Origin of the sequence: Rhodoluna lacicola (assembly GCF_000699505.1) — a bacterium.
Classification (GTDB): Bacteria; Actinomycetota; Actinomycetes; order Actinomycetales; family Microbacteriaceae; genus Rhodoluna; species Rhodoluna lacicola.
Genome location: NZ_CP007490.1, coordinates 438,009 through 456,349 on the forward strand (window position 1 = coordinate 438,009; position 18,341 = coordinate 456,349).

General features: G+C 51.7%; 18 protein-coding genes. 11 read left to right on the forward strand and 7 right to left on the reverse strand.

Going from position 1 to position 18,341, the window contains the following annotated elements:
- The first annotated feature begins 15 nt into the window (after nucleotides 1-15).
- On the forward strand, nucleotides 16-1,458 hold the full coding sequence (atpD, locus tag RHOLA_RS02115) for a F0F1 ATP synthase subunit beta (RefSeq protein WP_038502030.1): 1,443 nt from the start codon (nucleotides 16-18) through the stop codon (nucleotides 1,456-1,458).
- A 2-nt stretch (nucleotides 1,459-1,460) separates the two neighbouring features.
- Nucleotides 1,461-1,721 carry a F0F1 ATP synthase subunit epsilon gene (locus RHOLA_RS02120; protein ID WP_038502032.1) on the forward strand — a complete coding sequence of 87 codons (261 nt, stop codon included), beginning with the start codon at nucleotides 1,461-1,463 and terminating at the stop codon, nucleotides 1,719-1,721.
- 52 nt (nucleotides 1,722-1,773) lie between these two features.
- Here the strand turns inward: RHOLA_RS02120 and RHOLA_RS02125 are convergent, their stop codons facing one another.
- Nucleotides 1,774-2,379 (reverse strand): cob(I)yrinic acid a,c-diamide adenosyltransferase, encoded by a 606-nt coding sequence (locus RHOLA_RS02125; protein WP_038502033.1) that lies wholly within the window; start codon nucleotides 2,377-2,379, stop codon nucleotides 1,774-1,776.
- 49 nt (nucleotides 2,380-2,428) lie between these two features.
- On the opposite strand from RHOLA_RS02125, the gene yaaA reads away from it, so the two are divergent.
- Entirely contained in the window at nucleotides 2,429-3,154 is a 726-nt protein-coding gene (gene yaaA / locus RHOLA_RS02130; RefSeq protein ID WP_038502036.1) for a peroxide stress protein YaaA, read from the forward strand.
- Between the two features lie 12 nt (nucleotides 3,155-3,166).
- Here yaaA and RHOLA_RS02135 read toward each other — a convergent pair whose 3' ends face one another.
- The 5 genes from RHOLA_RS02135 to RHOLA_RS02155 form a co-directional block, all read right to left on the reverse strand.
- Entirely contained in the window at nucleotides 3,167-4,351 is a 1,185-nt protein-coding gene (locus tag RHOLA_RS02135; protein WP_038502037.1) for a hypothetical protein, read from the reverse strand.
- Nucleotides 4,352-4,402: 51 nt separating this feature from the next.
- A complete protein-coding gene (locus RHOLA_RS02140) occupies nucleotides 4,403-4,987 on the reverse strand; it encodes a DNA-3-methyladenine glycosylase I (RefSeq protein ID WP_038502040.1) in 585 nt (194 codons plus the stop codon).
- A complete protein-coding gene (locus RHOLA_RS02145; protein WP_051636200.1) occupies nucleotides 4,987-5,505 on the reverse strand; it encodes a methylated-DNA--[protein]-cysteine S-methyltransferase in 519 nt (172 codons plus the stop codon). Before RHOLA_RS02145 ends, RHOLA_RS02140 begins: the two co-directional genes overlap by 1 nt.
- Nucleotides 5,506-5,567: 62 nt before the next feature.
- A complete protein-coding gene (locus tag RHOLA_RS02150; protein ID WP_038503756.1) occupies nucleotides 5,568-6,926 on the reverse strand; it encodes an aspartate aminotransferase family protein in 1,359 nt (452 codons plus the stop codon).
- A 185-nt stretch (nucleotides 6,927-7,111) separates the two neighbouring features.
- A complete protein-coding gene (locus RHOLA_RS02155) occupies nucleotides 7,112-7,585 on the reverse strand; it encodes an Lrp/AsnC family transcriptional regulator (protein WP_038502042.1) in 474 nt (157 codons plus the stop codon).
- Nucleotides 7,586-7,729: 144 nt separating this feature from the next.
- Between RHOLA_RS02155 and RHOLA_RS02160 the strand changes: the two genes are divergently transcribed.
- The 6 genes from RHOLA_RS02160 (at nucleotide 7,730) to RHOLA_RS02185 (ending at nucleotide 14,395) form a co-directional block, all read left to right on the forward strand.
- Nucleotides 7,730-9,160: a gamma-aminobutyraldehyde dehydrogenase gene (locus RHOLA_RS02160; protein WP_038502044.1), complete on the forward strand. Its 1,431-nt coding sequence runs from the start codon at nucleotides 7,730-7,732 to the stop codon at nucleotides 9,158-9,160.
- Between the two features lie 56 nt (nucleotides 9,161-9,216).
- On the forward strand, nucleotides 9,217-10,173 hold the full coding sequence (locus tag RHOLA_RS02165) for an FtsK/SpoIIIE domain-containing protein (protein ID WP_084321345.1): 957 nt from the start codon (nucleotides 9,217-9,219) through the stop codon (nucleotides 10,171-10,173).
- Between the two features lie 101 nt (nucleotides 10,174-10,274).
- Nucleotides 10,275-11,513 carry an ABC transporter substrate-binding protein gene (locus RHOLA_RS02170; protein ID WP_038502047.1) on the forward strand — a complete coding sequence of 413 codons (1,239 nt, stop codon included), beginning with the start codon at nucleotides 10,275-10,277 and terminating at the stop codon, nucleotides 11,511-11,513.
- Nucleotides 11,514-11,517: 4 nt separating this feature from the next.
- Nucleotides 11,518-12,669: an ABC transporter ATP-binding protein gene (locus RHOLA_RS02175; RefSeq protein ID WP_038502048.1), complete on the forward strand. Its 1,152-nt coding sequence runs from the start codon at nucleotides 11,518-11,520 to the stop codon at nucleotides 12,667-12,669.
- 2 nt (nucleotides 12,670-12,671) lie between these two features.
- The gene (locus RHOLA_RS02180; RefSeq protein WP_038502051.1) at nucleotides 12,672-13,595 is read left to right on the forward strand and encodes an ABC transporter permease; all 924 of its coding nucleotides are present in this window, start codon (nucleotides 12,672-12,674) and stop codon (nucleotides 13,593-13,595) included.
- The gene (locus RHOLA_RS02185; RefSeq protein WP_038502052.1) at nucleotides 13,592-14,395 is read left to right on the forward strand and encodes an ABC transporter permease; all 804 of its coding nucleotides are present in this window, start codon (nucleotides 13,592-13,594) and stop codon (nucleotides 14,393-14,395) included. The genes RHOLA_RS02180 and RHOLA_RS02185 overlap by 4 nt, the downstream gene beginning before the upstream one ends.
- 63 nt (nucleotides 14,396-14,458) lie before the next feature.
- Here RHOLA_RS02185 and gabT read toward each other — a convergent pair whose 3' ends face one another.
- Nucleotides 14,459-15,793: a 4-aminobutyrate--2-oxoglutarate transaminase gene (gene gabT, locus RHOLA_RS02190; protein WP_038502055.1), complete on the reverse strand. Its 1,335-nt coding sequence runs from the start codon at nucleotides 15,791-15,793 to the stop codon at nucleotides 14,459-14,461.
- Nucleotides 15,794-15,833: 40 nt separating this feature from the next.
- Between gabT and dxr the strand changes: the two genes are divergently transcribed.
- Nucleotides 15,834-16,919, forward strand: coding sequence for a 1-deoxy-D-xylulose-5-phosphate reductoisomerase (gene dxr, locus RHOLA_RS02195; RefSeq protein WP_038502056.1), 1,086 nt, complete (start codon nucleotides 15,834-15,836; stop codon nucleotides 16,917-16,919).
- A gap of 55 nt (nucleotides 16,920-16,974) precedes the next feature.
- Nucleotides 16,975-18,315: a M50 family metallopeptidase gene (locus tag RHOLA_RS02200; protein ID WP_038502058.1), complete on the forward strand. Its 1,341-nt coding sequence runs from the start codon at nucleotides 16,975-16,977 to the stop codon at nucleotides 18,313-18,315.
- Nucleotides 18,316-18,341: the final 26 nt, after the last annotated feature.

Sequence of the window (18,341 nt, forward strand, 5' to 3'; positions counted from 1 at the left end):
GAGAAAGAAAGAGAAATGGCCGAGACCAAGAACAAGGCTGGAGTAGGGCGCATTGCACGCGTTACTGGTCCAGTTGTTGACATCGAGTTCCCGCACGATGCCATCCCTGCTATCTACAACGCTCTGACCACAGAGCTAGACGTAGCGGGCGAGAAGACCACTCTTACTCTTGAGGTTGCACAGCACCTCGGAGATGACCTAGTGCGCGCAATTGCATTGAAGCCAACCGATGGTTTGGTTCGCGGTGCAGAGGTTGCTGACACAGGCGCTCCTATCTCAGTACCTGTTGGTGACGTCACCAAGGGTCACGTATTCAACGTGACCGGTGAAGTTCTAAACGCCAAGCCAGGCGAGAAGATCGAAGTTAAGGAAACTTGGTCGATTCACCGCCAGCCACCTGCGTTCGACCAGCTTGAGTCAAAGACCACCATGTTTGAGACCGGTATCAAGGTCATTGACCTTCTTACTCCTTACGTACAGGGTGGAAAAATTGGTCTATTCGGTGGTGCCGGTGTTGGTAAGACCGTTTTGATCCAGGAAATGATTTACCGCGTGGCAGAAAACCACGACGGTGTATCGGTGTTTGCCGGTGTGGGTGAGCGTACTCGTGAGGGTAACGACCTAATCGACGAAATGACCGAGTCAGGCGTTATCGACAAGACCGCTTTGGTCTTTGGTCAGATGGATGAGCCACCTGGCACCCGTCTTCGCGTTGCTCTTTCAGCGTTGACCATGGCGGAGTACTTCCGCGATGTTCAAAAGCAGGACGTGCTGTTGTTCATCGACAACATCTTCCGCTTTACTCAGGCAGGTTCTGAGGTATCGACCCTTCTAGGTCGTATGCCATCTGCCGTGGGATACCAGCCAAACTTGGCCGATGAGATGGGTCTGCTCCAGGAGCGCATCACCTCAACCCGTGGTCACTCGATTACCTCGCTGCAGGCGATTTACGTTCCTGCCGACGACTACACCGACCCAGCCCCGGCAACCACCTTTGCTCACTTGGATGCAACTACCGAGCTATCTCGTGACATTGCGTCTCAGGGTCTATACCCTGCGGTGGACCCACTAACCTCGACCTCGCGCATCTTGGACCCTCGCTACATCAGCAAGGACCACTACGAGACCGCAACTCGAGTCAAGTCAATTCTTCAGAAGAACAAGGAACTTCAGGAAATCATCGCGATTCTTGGTGTTGAAGAACTTTCTGAAGAAGACAAGATCACCGTTTCACGCGCTCGTCGTATTCAGCGTTTCCTTTCACAGAACACCTACATGGCTACCAAGTTCACTGGTGTTCCAGGTTCAACCGTGCCACTGAAGGACACCATCGAAGGCTTCGCGGCTATTGCTCGCGGTGACTTCGACCACGTTGGTGAGCAGGCGTTCTTCAACCTTGGTGACATCAACGATGTTCTAAAGGAATGGGACAAGATCCAGAAGGAATCAGGTAAGTAATAATGGCCACCCTTCGCGTTGAACTAGTAGCTGCCGACCAGGCCGTATGGACTGGCGAAGCCAAGATGGTTATTGCAAAGACCGTCGAAGGTGAGATCGGTTTGCTACCGGGTCACGAACCAATGCTCGCCATTCTTGGCGCAGGTGAGGTTCGCATCACCCTTGAAGACGGAAACGTCATCAAGGCAAATGCCGAAGACGGATTTCTATCTGTAGAGAACAACGTTGTGGCCATCGTGGCTAGAAACGCAGCACTGGTCTAAAGCCTGAAATATTTCAAACAGAAACCCCAGTCTTTTGACTGGGGTTTCTGCATTAGCGATTCGCGGTTGGTTTCCACTTAACATCGTTGCCACCGTTGGCAACGCGGGCCAGCACGAATAACAAATCGCTTAGGCGGTTTAGATACTTGGCGGCAACCACATTGATGCCACCGGCATCGGTGCCCTTCTTGGATGGTTCAACTCCGTGAGTTTCAATTGCGTGCCAAGTAGCGCGCTCTGCTCGGCGAACCACAGTTCTGGCTAGATGCAATCCGGCCGCCAGCGAGGTGCCGCCCGGCAGAATAAAAGAGTCCAGCTTGGGCAATTCGCTGTTGTACTTGTCGATGGCGTTTTCCAACTGGTCGACCCAATCAGCCGGCACTCGAATCGGTTGGTATTCATATGTATCGTGCAGTGGGGTTGCCAGATCGGCACCTAGATCGAACAGTTCGTTTTGAATTCGGGTCAGCAGAGCCAAAGTATCGGGGTCAATTTCACCTTTGGAGAAACTAAGCGCTAAACCAATTGCCGAGTTTGCCTCATCAACATCGGCATAGGCTTCAATGCGCGGGTCAGTCTTGCGTACTCGGGTGTAGTCACTGAGCCCAGTCATTCCCTCATCGCCGGTGCGCGTGTAGATCTTCGTAAGTTTCACCATGTAGCCAGTCTAGAAACTTATCCGCTCAGGAACTAATAGGCTAATTTTTATGCTCTTTTTGATCCCCCCTTCTGAAACCAAAGCCGATGGCGGGGGTTCAATCAAAATCACTCAGGCTCACCTGACCTTTGGCGGTCTGGATCAAACTCGCGATGAGGTTTTAGCGGCCTACATTAAAGCAACCGGCGACCAAGACATCCGCCAAGCGCCAACCATGGCTGCGATTAATCGATACACCGGCACTCTTTACGCGGCAATTCATGGCCGAGGCTTAAAGGGCACGCCAACAGTAAATAATTCACTCAACACCGATGAACTTGCCCGAGCCCGCAGTATGGTGCTGATTCAGTCTGCGCTTTTTGGAGCGATTGCTGCTACCGACCTAATCCCAAATTACAAAGTTTCGCCAAGCAAGTTGATTTGCGGCATAAATCTAAAGCGGGTTTGGCCAGCACCGCACGAACAGTTTGCCTGGGCTCGCCTGGCCGCCGGTCCAGTTATTGATCTGCGCTCAAAGGCATACGCCGATCTTGCGCCCCTGCCAGAGAACATCGATGCCTATACCGTGACGGTGTTTGTTGAACGAGCGGATGGTTCTCGCGAGCAGTTGAATCACTTCAATAAGAAGGCCAAGGGTCAGTTGGTGCGTGCGGCACTGACCGCATCGAAAGAACCCCAAACCATTGCTGAACTGAAAGCCTGCGCCAAAAAAGTTGGACTCAAGCTAGAGATTAATTCAAAAGCCCTAACCCTAATTACTACCGAAGCAACCTAGGTGGTCGCTGGGCTACTTGAGCATTGGTGAAACTTCGACCGGGTCCGGAAGTTCCACTACGCCGTCTTCCAGATTGAACACCGGAGTTAGCCAGCCTTGATCGGCAAAAAGCATCACACCGGGCACGATCCAAGGTTTGCCTGATTTATCCCAAATCATCAATTGAGCCTTAATCGCTTTGTTGACTGTGACATTAATCGGGGTTGGGCTTGGTGCGGGTGATTGGTCAGGTTCAGGATTTTCGGGCAGGTCTTCGCCGAAGGGTTCTGGCGCCGAAAGAGATTTAGCGGCACCATCAAAAGCAATTACTTCGCCACCGGGGTTGGTTTGATATTTAGCCCAGACTGATTGAGCCAGTTGGCCAGAGTAGCGCCAGTCGCTGATTCGTCCTACTGCGGCCTTGTCAGAGATGGTTTTGAAATCACCGCGGCTTACCGCTTTTACTGAATGACCAGACACCGAGCCGATTTTGCCGGTGGGCCCCCAGCTGACGGTCCATTCAATTGGAGAATCCTGACCACCAATTTGCAAACTCGAATAGGCGCTAGCGCCCCAATCAGAGGATGAGGTCTGAATTTGGGCTGCGGAAACTTTCTGACCAACGGCGCTAAATATTTTTGCGGCCTCAGTGATCATTTGATCTTTTGAAGGCAGCAGTTCCGGAGTTGGTTTTTGTTCTGCGTATTGTCCGCAGTAGTTTGCGCCGTCTTCGGCGGTTTCCCACTTATTGCAGTCCGGTGTTGGATAAGCCTGGGGTTCATTGAACCACCAACTTCCGGTTCCACTCCAGTTAATTGTGGCCGAAGCACCGGAGCCATCTTTTGAACCAATGACGAAAACCCGGTACTGATCATTTGAATACTCAGGCTCAAAGAGGCTGCCTTGCACTCCAAGAGCGTCGGCAACTCTTTGAAGAATTGCTTTAGGTTCACCGCTAAGTTGCAGTTCATAAACCTGCCCTGTGCCAGCCTCATCAGAAAGAGCGTCCCCAGCCTCGTAAACGTAGGTAAAGGGGTTCGGCATCATCATTTTTGCATCGGCGAATTCGCTGGCCTGTCCCGGCTGCGCCGAGGTGCCGCTTGCGCCTAAAGAAATTAGCGGTTGCTTCATGACCGTCGTTCCAGCAGTTGCCGGGACCAAGACCAGCGCGGCCCCAACGGCTACCGATTGAAGCAGGATTGCAAGGTTTTGTCGCATGTTTCCAGTCTGCCTCAACCCGGCGTTAGCCGAGCCTAAACACAGCGAACTCTAAGCAAGTTCTTTTCGCCTGAAACAACCGGGGGCGTGATCGTTAACCATGCCGATGGATTGCATCAAGGCATACATGGTTGTTGGACCTACGAAGCCAAATCCTCTGGCGCGTAATTCCTTGCTGATTGCAGTTGATTCGGGAGTCACGGCAACCCATTCAAAACTTTTGGCCGGTTGCATTTTTTTACTAGCCGGGGGAGCGAACTGCCAAAGCACGTCGCTGATTGATTCGCCAGATTTTTGCATCTCTAAAACCAGGCGGGCATTTTTGATGGCGCTTTCAATTTTGCTGCGATTTCTAATAATGCGCTCATCCAGCATTAGCCGATCAACATCACTCTGGGTGAACTTGGCAACTTTCTTATAATCAAAGTTTTTGAAAGCCATGCGAAAACCTTCGCGCCGCTTGAGAATGGTGATCCACGAAAGTCCGGCTTGGAATCCCTCTAGGCAAATTCGCTCAAATATTTCTTGATCACCGGAAAGTGGCACACCCCATTCGGTGTCGTGGTACTCAAGGTAGAGCTCATCGTTTCCGGGCCACTGGCAACGGCTCAACCCGTCATCATATTTGCGAATCATCAGCGAGCGGCCTTTTTGCCCGCGCGTTCAAGGTCAATTAATTGCTGCTGGGTCTCAATCCCCTCGCCAGCAAAATACCCAGTCAATTTGTTTCCAGATGCCACGACCCGATGGCAGGGCACAAGCAACGGAAGGGAATTTGAACCCACTGCCGTTCCCACTGCTCTCGCGGCACCTGGATTTCCAATCTTCTCGGCTATCTCGCTGTAGGTCATGGTGCGGCCAAATTTGATTTTTGAAACCTGATTCCAAACTGTTTCTTGAAAAGCTGTTCCATGGTGCTCGAAGTCAAGATCTAGAGACGGAGTCTTGCCCTCAAGGTAATCCAAGATTTTTTTCTTGGCGTCAACCAGTGTTTTGGATTTGCCCAGGTTTGGTATGACTCTGTTACCGCATGGCCCCTTATTGGAAGATCCGATTATCTCGATGCGAACAACCTTTTCGCCGCGAGAAAAAACTGTGATCCAGCCGATATCTGACTTAAACGAAAGGTTCGCATCGAATTCAATGTTCTTCATGAGTGGAACCTATCTTTCCATGAAGTTTGAATTCGATGCGAACCCTAAGTTGTGGAGAACTCCTACATAGCCTTCCACGCGTGCTCTAGGGCACCGCGCAGAATCTGTGTGATCTCGTCAAATTGATCAGGACCAATTGTTAGAGGCGGAGCAAGTTGAACCACAGGGTCGCCACGGTCATCTGAGCGACAGTACAGACCCTCTTCGAACATCTTCTGCGAAAGGATTCCACGCAGTAGCTTCTCTGACTCGGCGTCGTTAAAGGTTTCCTTGGTGGTCTTATCTTTCACAAGTTCAATAGCCCAGAAGTAACCCTTGCCTCGGACATCGCCCACGATAGGCAGGTCGCGAAGTGAGTCAAGCGAGGCCTTGAATGCATCCTGGTTTCGAACCACGTTGCCAACCAAGTCTTCTTCATCAAAGATGTCTAGGTTTTCGAGTGCAACCGCGGCTGATACCGGGTGACCGCCGTAGGTGTAACCGTGTGGGAACAGCGTGGTGCCATTCTTGAACGGCTCAAATAGCTTCTCGGCAACCAACAGAGCACCGATAGGCGCGTAGGCAGAGGTCATACCCTTTGCCAGCACCATCATGTCTGGCTCGAAACCGTAGAAGTTTGAGGCATACATTGAACCGGTGCGACCAAAACCGTCGATGGTTTCATCGGCCACGATCAGAACATCGTATTTGTCACAGATCTCACGAACGCGATCAAAGTAGATCTTTGGCGCAGTGAAGCAACCACCAGAGTTCTGAATTGGTTCAAAGATAAACGCCGCAACGGTGTCTGGGTCTTCGAAAACAATCATTTCCTCAACACGATTTGCAGCCCAAAGAGCGAACTCTTCCTCTGTTTCAAAGTCATCCTGCGCGCGGTACCAGTTGGTGTTAGGTACGCGGAAGGTTGACGGCACCAAAGGCTCGAAGGCCTTCTTCATCGATGGGATACCGGTCAATGAAAGTGCGCCGTGCGAGGTGCCGTGGTACGCCACTGCTCGGGTCAGCACCTTGTGCTTCATTGGCTTGCCCTGAAGCTTGAAGTACTGCTTTGCGAGTTTCCAGGCTGTCTCATTGGCCTCACCACCACCGGTGGTGAAAAATACTCGAGTCAGATTCTTTGGTGCGTACGAAAGTAGGCGCTCAGAAAGTTCGATGCCTGGCTTGTGCGCGTGTGACCAAAGTGGAAAATAATCCAACTCTTTCATCTGCTTTGCAGCAGCCTCGGCCAAGCGAGCTCGACCGTGTCCAGCATTTACTGAGAACAAACTTGAAATACCGTCAAAGTACTTCTTGCCGTGCTGGTCCCAGAAGTGGTGGCCACTTGCTTTGGTGATGATTGGAATTTCACCCTTAGCCGTGTAGTAAGGGCTGTGTCGGGTGAAGTGCAAAAACATTGTTTCTTTTGCAACTTTTTGCAGCATTGCTGGTGTTGCTTCTTTTCCTGCCTTACGTGCATCAAGAAGCGGGGTGGCGCGGTCTGCTTTCGCTGCGGCCGGTTTTTTAACCGGAGCCTTGATCAGAGCTTTTATGCTCTTCACAAGCTTTCCTGCTGTGCTTGCCGTGGTTGCCATGAAATATCACTCTTTACTATTTGTTTGCAGTGGCACTATCTAGTGCCCCAGTTGTAAACCTGCTTCGCCACCTTCAAATACACGAACGATTCGGTAGAGGTAACTCCGGGCAGAGTCCGGATTCTGGAGTTCAGCAGTGCCACGAGTTCTTCATCGTTCTCGCACACCACCTCGGCCAAAATGTCGAAGCTGCCAGCGGTTAGGACTACGTAGTCCACCTCTGGCATCGCAGTTAGCTTCTCTGCGAGTTCACGAGTGTCGCCACCGCAACGAACACCGATCATTGCCTGGCGAGTAAAGCCAAGCTGTGAAGGGTCGGTTACAGCAACAACCTGCATCACACCGGATTCGGTAAGTTTCTGCACACGTTGACGCACAGCGGCCTCACTGAGACCTACCTTCTTACCTACTTCGGCATAAGACCTACGCCCATCCAGTTGCAACTGTTCAATGATCGACTTCGATACATCGTCCAATTGGCTAGATTTGGTGCGTAAAACTCGTGACATGTGACGATTTTGACAGTGAAAAGGCCTTTTAGCAAACGAATCCGCACCTGATTCGCCCTTTTGCTACTGATTCGATAGCAAATCGTGATAATTGACTTCGGAATCCTTATATTTGGGCCCCAAAAACCTGATTAGAATCGCAATATGCGTGAACTCAAAAATTTCATTAATGGCGAATACGTAGCCTCAAAATCAGGCGAAACTAGCCAAGTAATCAATCCAGCCAACGGTGAGGCCTATGCAACGGCGCCGGTCTCATCTGCAGCAGATGTCGATGCCGCCTACCAGGCAGCCCAAAAAGGGTTCGAAGAGTGGAGCAACTTCACTCCGGGTGAGCGCCAGTTGGCCCTGTTCCGAATCGCCGATGCGCTCGAGGCTCGTGCCGAAGAGGCTGCCGACGTTGAATCAGAGAACACCGGTAAGCCGCGCAGCACTCTAGTTGAGTACGAAATGGCGCCTTCGGTAGACCAGATTCGATTCTTCGCCGGTGCAGCCCGAAACCTAGAGGGCAAGGCAACCGCCGAGTACGCTCGGGATCACACCTCATCGATTCGCCGAGAGCCTATCGGTGTAATTGGCCAGGTGACTCCTTGGAACTACCCGCTGAATATGGCGGTTTGGAAGTTCGCCCCGGCAATCGCCGCCGGTAACACCGTGGTGATTAAGCCATCGGATACAACTCCTGCGTCTACATTGCTGCTAGCTGAGATTGCGGCCGAGTTCTTGCCAAAGGGAGTTTTCAACGTAGTCGCCGGAAACCGTGACACCGGCCGCGCAATGATTGAGAACGAAATTCCCCAGATGGTTTCGATCACCGGTTCTGTTCGTGCCGGTATGGAAGTTGCCAAGTCAGCTGCCACCGATTTGAAGCGAGTTCACCTTGAGCTTGGTGGCAAGGCTCCGGTAATTGTTTGTGCAGATGCCGATCTGCAGAAAGCCGCAGCGCAAATCGCGATTGCCGGATTCTTCAACGCCGGTCAGGACTGTACCGCTGCTACTCGCATCTTGGTGCACGAATCGGTGCACGATGAATTCCTGTCGCTGCTGGTAGCCGAGGTTAAGGCAAATGCCACAACCGGTGACCCAAAGCGCGATGACATTCTTTATGGTCCGGTGAACAACGCCAACCAATTAGAACGCGTTCAAGGCTTCATCGACCGCCTACCAGATCACGCCAACATAGAGACCGGTGGTGTGCGAGTAGGTGACAAGGGATACTTCCTTGAGGCTGCGGTGTTGTCTGGTTTGAAGCAGCAAGACGAGCACATTCAGAGCGAAATCTTTGGTCCGGTTGTTACCGTGCAAAAATTCAGCACCGATGAAGAGGCCCTGCGCTGGGCGAACGACGTGAAGTACGGCTTGGCGTCATCGGTGTGGACCCAAAACCACACCCGTGCTTTGCGATTCTCAAAGTCGCTGAACTTTGGTTGCGTTTGGATCAACACTCACATTCCATTGGCTGCCGAGATGCCGCACGGTGGTTTCCGTCACTCAGGCTACGGCAAGGACTTGTCGCAGTATGGTTTCGAGGACTACACCCGCATCAAGCACGTCATGTCGTTTATAGGGGACTAGTCCACAGATTTACGAGCGCGGGCTCCAGGCTTAGGTCTGGGGCCCAAACTCTTTAAATGCAATTCAGCTGGATGCTCCCGTCGCTTTTATTTGGAGCCTATCTGGGCTTTAGTTCAGGCGCCTGGCACATGCTTGGGCTCAGTGCCATTACCGCCCTGATCTGGCTGGCAATTCGCAGATTCAACGAGGGCCGAACAGTTGACCTCTCCGAACCGGTGATCATCAATGGTTCCGAAGTGTGGATAGGTGACTACCTTTTGCCAAAGCGGGAGATCCTTTGGAAGAAAGAATGGCACGCCGTGGTCTTTAGAGCTTGGCAAGCTAAGCAGAACGGGCCAGTCTTTGACTTGGCTCTAGATCTTGAAGCTGAGGGTGTGCACGCAATCATCATTGGCCCCACGGGTTCCGGTAAGAGTGAATTGCTGAAATTACTTCTTGGCGCAACCATACGCGATCAGCCGAATTGTGAAATCACTCTCTTGGATTTCAAGGGAGGTGCCAGCTTCAGCAGGTATCAAGGCTTGGGGCAGGTGAAGCGATTTGCCACAGACATAGATGGTCACAGTCCTGAACAGCTTTGGAATGAGATTAGGGCGGAGGTTGGGCGTCGGGAACTTGGTTTGGCTGCAAAGGGAGCAAGCCGCATAGAGGAACCAATAATGTTTCAGTTGCCCAGGCACTACATATTTGTCGACGAACTGGCGGCGGCGCTCGCCGAATCTCCTCTGGCTACTTCGGCACTAACACTGGTGGCCACCCGCGGGCGGTCGTTAGGAATTCACCTGATTGTTGCAACCCAATCTGCTCAGGGCATTCCCCGAACTATGTTGACCAATCTCCGAGTGCGAATCGCGCTCGCCGAAGCCGACCCAATTGACCTAGCTCAACTGAACCTTAAGCGGCCCGCGGAACCAATTTCGGTGCTGGCTGGCTGGGCCAGCGGAATCGCTCAAAAACCCGGTTCATTAACTTCTCATTTCAATTTCCCGCTGGGGGCAAGTTTTGAATTCTAGGAGGATTTTTTATGGCAGGATTTCAGTAGATGCGCGAACCTAGCGCGTTTGGTTATGTTGGTTGGGCCAAAGAAGGCCCCTCTATCTAAGGAGCACGGGCAATGAATAAGCCACTTCCAGAAGACCCAATGATGCGCGATCTAATCAAAATGGCTCGCCGTCACCAAATGACAAGACGCGCAGCTCTGGCTGGTGCAGGTGCCACAGCGGCAACCCTTGCTCTCGCTGCATGTGCACCAGGCGGTTCAACCGGTGAGGCACTTACCCCAGCCGCAGATCTTTCAGATTCAGAAAAGACATTAATCTGGCACAACTGGTCGCTTTACATGGATGAAGATGACAACGGTAAGTACCCAACACTTGAGAAGTTCACAGCACAGACCGGCATTGAAGTCGAGTACAAGATTGAGATTGACGACAACGATTCTTATTTCAGCAAGGTGCAGAAGCAGCTTGCCAAGGGTCAGGACATCGGTGCCGATGTTGCTTGCCCTACCGAGTGGATGGCAGCACGTTGGGTAAACCTTGGTTACACCCAGCAGTTTGATCTAGCTAACATTCCAAATCACAAAAACCTAGCGCCCGCTTACAACAACCCGGCATACGACCCTGATCGCAGCCGTGCGATTCCTTACCAGGGAATTCTTGCCGGAATCACCTACAACAAGGCGGAGTACAAGAAGGCAACTGGTAAAGATTCGCCTACTTCACTCGAGGACCTTTGGGACCCAGCACTAAAGGGCCGCGTTGGTGTGCTTTCTGAAATGCGCGACACCATTGGTCTAATTCTTTTGGCGAACGGCATCGACATCACCAGCGAGTCTTCGCTCACCGAGGATGCCTTCATGAATGCAATCGACTTCTTCGCGGGCAAGGTTGCCGACGGTCAGATATCGAAGATCAAGGGCAACAGCTACTCAGAGGACCTAGAGAACGGTGACACCATCGCCGCAATTGCGTGGTCTGGCGACACCGTGCAGCTTAACCTTTCTGCCGAAACAGAAAAGTATGGCTTCTTCATTCCAGAGTCTGGAACAACAATTTCTGCCGACTGTTTCGTGACCCCAATGGGTGCAACTCACAAGCGAAACGTTGAAGAACTAATTAACTACTACTACGACCCAAAGGTTGCAGCAGAGTTGGCAGCTTGGGTGAACTACGTAACTCCGGTAGTTGGAGCTCAGGAAGAGGCCGTGAAGATCGACCCTGCGTTGGCAGAAAACCAGTTGATTTTCCCGTCGGAAGATTTCATGAAGAACGCCCACGGTTTCCGTTCGCTAACCGGTGAAGAATCAGTCAAGTTCTCTAAGGCGTTCCAAGACGTCATGCTAGGCGCATAGTCCGTTGGCAACTGAGTTTGTTGCCCGCGGCGCGGATTTAGAGTTAGTAGGTATCCGCAAAGAGTTTCCAGGCTTTACAGCGATTGAGGATCTAGATCTGCATATTCCTGCAGGTGAATTCTTCGCCTTGCTTGGGCCGTCTGGTTGCGGAAAAACCACAACCCTTCGTTTGGTTGCTGGTCTTGACGAACCTACCAAGGGCAAAATCCTTATCGGTGGCAAAGACGTAACTGCAACCAAGGCCTACCAGCGCCCGGTAAACACTGTGTTCCAGAGCTATGCACTGTTCCCGCACATGAGTGTGCTTGAGAATGTTGCCTTTGGTTTGAAGCAGCGCAAGATTGATGACCCAATGACCAAAGCTCAAGCCTCGCTTGACCTGGTTGAGTTGGGCCACTTGGCGCTTCGTCGCCCGGCTCAGCTTTCTGGTGGTCAGCAACAGCGTGTTGCACTTGCTCGCGCACTGGTAAACCGTCCTTCGCTTTTGCTTTTGGATGAACCACTTGGCGCTCTTGACCTAAAGCTTCGTCGACAGATGCAGATCGAACTCAAAGCAATCCAGATGGAAGTTGGGCTTACCTTCTTGCACGTGACTCACGACCAAGAAGAGGCCATGGACATGGCCGACACCGTGGCCGTAATGAACAAGGGTCGAATCGAGCAGATGGGTGCTCCAGAAAAACTCTACGATCGCCCAAAGACCGTCTTTGTATCAAAGTTCCTTGGTCAGTCAAATCTTTTTGTTGGCAAGGTTGAAGAAGAAAATGCATCTTCAATCAGCATCAATGTTGCTGGCAACAAGATCACCGTGCCCAAGGATCGTGCCGAAAAACATAAGGGCATGATTGCATTAGGTGTTCGCCCAGAAAAGGCTTTCTTCCACGAGGAGAAGCCAAAGTTAGGTGCAGGTCACAACCTAATCGGTCCGGGTGAAATTATTGACATTCGCTTTACCGGTGTAAGTAACCAGTACCTGATTGAGATTCCAAATGTTGGAAACGTCACCGTGTTTGCGCAGAACGTTGGCAAGAGTCCGGTAACCGAACTTGGCGCCAAGGTTTGGGTTAGCTGGAAGATCGAGCACACCTTTGGCTTGGCTGATCTGCCAACCAACGTTGGCAATGAAACCATCACTGAGTCAATTACGGTTCAGTAGCCATGGCATTCGCAGCATTCAGTCACGGTGGCGGCGGCGCAAAGCAGGCCGCACCGGCAAGCAAAGGTAACGGTAGAGTAGCGCTGCTACTGCTGCTTCCGGGTTTGCTGTACCTGGCAATTTTCTTTATTGCACCGTTATTCTCATTGATCGCAACATCACTGCAGACCATGGACATCTCATCGGGATTCCCGGTTTACAACTACGGTTTTGAAGTTGCTAACTACGTAAACGTGGTGTCCCAGTACGGACCGCAAATTTTCCGCTCATTCTTTTATGCGCTAATCGCAACTGTTGCGGCCCTGATCATTAGCTATCCACTGGCCTATTTCATCGGCGTGAAGGCTCGTCGCTGGCCGTTAATGCAGGGACTCATGCTTACCCTGGTGATTGCTCCGTTCTTCATCTCGTTCCTGCTACGCACCTTTGCCTGGAAGCAGATTTTTTCAAACGAATCGTGGATCGTTGGAGCGCTTCAGTCAATTGGTTTTCTGACACCCGATCAGTATCTGGTGGGTACACCGTTTATGGTTATTTTTGGTCTAACCTACAACTTCATTCCATTCATGACGCTGCCGCTCTACACAACTCTTGAGCGCTTGGATGTTCGCTACCTCGAGGCCGGGGCAGACCTATACGCCAACCCACGCAAGACTTTCATGAAAGTCACACTGCCACTGTCTATGCCTGGAATTGTTTCGGGAACCCTGCTTACTTTTATTCCAATTGCCGGCGACTATGTAAACGCCAGCGGTCTATTCCTTGGCAGCACAGAGACCTCAATGCTTGGAAACGTGGTTGAGTCTAAGTTCTTGAAGAGCTACGAGTATCCAACAGCGTCTGCGCTATCGGTTATCTTGATGGGCGCCATTCTGTTGCTAGTCACGCTGTACGTTCGCAAGAGTGGAACGGATGATCTGCTATGAGAAAGTTTTCTTTCGGCAAGTATGCGCTTCCGGTTTATGCAGTTTTGGCATTTACTTACCTGCTAATTCCAATTGCCTACACATTCGTTTTTTCCTTCAATGATTACCGCCGCAGCAACATCGCTTGGCGCGGCTTTACCTTTGACAACTGGACCAGTGTTTGTGAGGCTCAGGGTGTTTGCGAGGCCTTCGCAACTTCGGTTTCAATCGGCCTGATTTCAACCGTGATTGCCACAATTCTTGGAACCATGATTGCTATCGCACTTGTGCGTTACCGCTTCAAGTTCCGCTCTGCGGTTAGCTTGCTTTTGTTCTTGCCGATGGCAACACCGGAACTGGTGTTGGGTGCTGGTCTTGCCGCGCAGTTCTTCAACGTTGGCGCTGAGATGGGCTTTGGCACCATCGTTATCGCTCACGTGATGTTCTGTCTGAGCTTCGTTGTGGTTACCGTTAAAGCCCGTGTGGCCAGCCTTGACCCTGCCCTTGAAGAAGCGGGCCGTGACCTATACGGCTCACCTGCTCAGGTTTTCTGGAAGATCACATTTCCGCTATTGCTGCCTGGCATCATGGCGGCAGCACTCCTTGCTTTCGCCTTGAGCTTCGATGACTTCATCATCACCTACTTCAACTCTGGCCCAACTGAGACGTTCCCTAAGTTCGTTTACACCGCAGCGGCCAAGGGGCTTCCGGGTGAGGCAAACGTGATTGGTATGAGCGTGTTCTTCTTGGCAATCGCAATTGTGGTTACCGTGCAGGTTCGCAGCTCGCTAAAAGCCAAGCGACTTGCCAAAATCAAGTAGCTCCAAAAGAATTACAAAAAATCCCCTCGAATTGCTTCGAGGGGATTTTTTATCGAGTCTTATTTACAGCGACTTGAGAGCTTCCTCTAGAACGCTCAGCGCATCTAGCAATAGCTCATCGGTGATTGCCAAAGGAGGCAAGAAGCGAATCACGTTGTAGTGAGTTCCCGCGGTCAAGACGAAGACGCCATTTGAGTGCATGAACTTTGCCACCGCATCAACAGCAGCCTTATTTGGGTTTAGCGTGCCCGGCTCAACGAATTCGATTGCAATCATGGCACCGCGTCCGCGAACATCACCGATCACCGGGTACTTGGCCTGAAGCTCGCGAAGCTTTGGAACAAGCAGCGCCTCAATTTGCTGTGCGCGCTCAATCACTCCGCCGGCTTCAATCTGCTTGAGTACCGCAACGGCTGCGGCGGCAGAAACTGGGTTTCCGCCAAAGGTTCCACCCATTCCGCCAGGGTGTGAAGCATCCATGATTTCTGCGCGACCGGTTACTGCCGAAATCGGCATTCCACCGGCAATACCCTTGGCGATTGTGAATAGGTCTGGCTCAAAGCCTTCTTCCCATTCGGTGGCGAACCACTTGCCGGTGCGGGCGATACCGGCCTGAACCTCATCGGCAACCACGAGCACACCATTTGCGTGGGCCCAATCGCTTAGAGTTTTCAAGAAACCCGGTGCCGGAACAATGAAGCCACCCTCGCCCTGAATTGGCTCAATGAAAATTGCGGCTAGGTCTTCAACACCAACGCGCTTTTCGATGTAGGTGATTGAGCGCTGTGCTGCCTCAACTCCTGTCATGCCCTGTGGGTCACGGTACGGGTAAGACATTGGTACGTGCTGAATGCTTGCTGCGGTTGGGCCGAAGCCGTTGCCGTAGGGAGCGTTTTTGAAGTTCATCGAGAAGGTAAGGTTTGTGCGGCCGTGGTAAGCGTGGTCAAAGACCACGATGCCGTTTTTGCGAGTTGCCTTGCGAACCAACTTCACCGCGTTTTCGACAGCCTCGGCGCCTGAATTAAATAGCGCGGTCTTCTTTTTGAAGTTTCCTGGAACATGCTTATTCAGCAGTTCACATACTTCTACATATGGCTCATACGGGGTAGCGGTAAAAAGTGTGTGGGTGAGCTTGGTTACCTGCTCTTGAACCGCGGCAATCACGCCGGCATTTGTGTGGCCAATTGTGGTGACGCCAATTCCTGAACCTAGGTCAATTAGCTGGTTGCCATCGACATCCACCAAAATGGCGCCGTGGGCTGCCTCGATGTAAGCCGGAAGTGCCGCTCCTGCACCTGCAGATACGGCTTCCAGGCGGCGTTTGTGCATTGCCTGCGACTTAGGTCCTGGAATTGAAGTGACTACTTTGCGCTCTTGCGCGATCTGGGTCTCGCTCATGGCTTAAGTCTAAGCCTTTCATTGGTGGCAAGATGGACTCATGCGTCGCGTAATCATCCTTGGTTCAACCGGGTCAATTGGTACTCAAGCTCTTGAGGTGATTGCAGCTAACCCGGACCGTTTTGAAGTGGTTGGTTTAGCCGCGGGTCAAAACACCGATCTACTTGAGCAACAGAAGTCTGCGTTCAAGGTCACCAATGCTGTGCAAGGTGCCGAGGCAGCAACCAAATTGGTTGAAGACACCGATGCCGATGTCGTCATAAATGGCATTACCGGTTCGATCGGGCTGGCTCCTACCCTGGCCACTTTATCCACCGGCAAGACTCTGGCGCTGGCAAATAAAGAATCTTTAATCGTTGGCGGTCGCTTGGTGACTCAGGCCGCTAAGCCAGGTCAGATTGTGCCGGTTGATAGCGAGCACTCAGCACTCGCCCAGTGCCTACTTGGTGGCACTCAACAGGAAGTTCGCAAATTAATCCTGACCGCATCCGGCGGCCCATTCCGCGGCTGGAGCAAAGAGCAGCTTGCATCGGTTACGCCAGAGCAGGCATTGGCACACCCAACCTGGGTGATGGGAAAAGTTGTCACCACCAACTCGGCCACCATGGTGAATAAGGGACTTGAACTAATTGAGGCCCACCTACTATTTGATGTTCCCTTTGACCGAATTGAAGTCACCGTTCACCCTCAGTCGGTAGTGCACTCGATGGTTGAGTTTGTAGATGGCTCAGTCTTGGCCCAATGTTCGCCGCCAAACATGAAGTTACCGATTGCCTTGGGAATGTCATGGCCGGACCGGGTTCCCAACGTCGCACCGGCTTGCGATTGGACCAAAGCTGCTACCTGGACTTTTGAGCCACTAAACGAATCGGTTTTTACAGCCATTAAGTTAGCGCGTCAGGTTGGTGAATCTGGGCTAACTTACCCTGCGGTTTACAACGCCGCCAACGAACAAGCGGTCGAAGCGTTCCACGCCGGCTTCATAAAGTTTGATCAGATTGTTGATTTGGTGCAGCGAGTTGTTGATGCACACGATGCCGAAAAAGAACTTTCCCTAGAGGGAGTTTTGGCCGCTGAGCGTTGGGCGCGAGATCGCGCAGACGCCCTATTCGCTAGGGCATGCTGAGGTTGCCGCTAGCTATGCTCAGTCATTTGTCAGCCATTGGGGTTAGGTTCTAGCCGTGTCTGAATCTCTTTGGTATGTCGGCGGAATAATTTTCGTTGCAATTGGTATTGCTGTTTCAATTGGACTTCACGAACTAGGTCATCTTTGGCCCGCCAAAAAATTTGGCGTCAAAGTGCCAACCTACGCAATCGGTTTTGGCCCAACACTCTTCAAGTTCACCCGAGGTGAAACAACCTATGCGGTAAAACTGATTCCTCTTGGTGGCTACATAACCATGATCGGCATGTACCCGCCCAATAAAATAGCCGGGGCAAAGAACGAGACAGCATCTCAAATCAAAAAGCGCGGCTTTTTTGCCGACATGATTTTCTCGGCGCGCAATGCACACAGCGAACACGTGACTGCCGCCGATAAAAACCGAATGTTTTATCAACTTCCAGTTTGGAAGCGCATGATCATCATGTTTGGTGGACCACTAATGAACCTAATGCTCGGGGTTTTTCTGATGGTGGTTGTCATTTCAGGAATTGGCACCATCCGGCAGTCGACCACAATTGATCAGGTCATGCCCTGCGTGATTGTTCAACCACGATCTGCAAGTGAATGCACGGACATGGATCCAATCTCACCGGCTTCGCAAGCGGGCCTTGCCGCTGGCGACGAAATCATTTCCGTGAATGGCAAAACGATTGAGACCTCGGCAGATCTTTCGGCAAATCTCACGGCCGGACAAGCAGCTACTTTGACTATTCGCCCTTCGGGTTCAAAGGCAACTAAAAATATTGAACTTACTCCAATAGCTGCAGCACGTGGCAAAGTCGATGCCAACGGTAATCCAGTTTTGGCCCCCGACGGCACGGTTCAGTTGGAGCAGCGGGCGGTAATCGGAATCCTGTTTGGTTCCGAGCGCTCCCAACAGCCTGTCGCAAAGGCGCTTGAGCAATCGGTATTTGGAATATCTCAAGTTGCCCAGATGATTCTGACGCTCCCGCAGCAGTTGACTGACGTGGCTATTTCGACTTTTACCGGGGAACCTAGAAACCCCAATGGTGCCGTGTCAGTGGTGGGCATTGGTCAGATTTCGGGTGAGATAAGTGCCAACAACAACATCGATGTAGTAGACAAGCTTTCCGTAGGACTTTCCATAGTCGCGTCCCTGAACTTTGCTCTATTCGGCTTCAACATGTTGCCGCTGCTTCCGCTTGATGGTGGGCACATAGCCGGAGGCATCTATGAATCTTTAAAGCGAGGGCTGTTCCGAGTCTTGCGCAAGCCTGCTCCTGGCCCTGCCGATACTGCACTGCTAATGCCGGTTACCTGGTTTGTCTTTATTTTGTTGATGGCCATGAGTGCTCTGCTGATTATCGCCGACTTGGTCAACCCAATCACCATTTAAATCACTTAAGATTTAGTCATACCTGA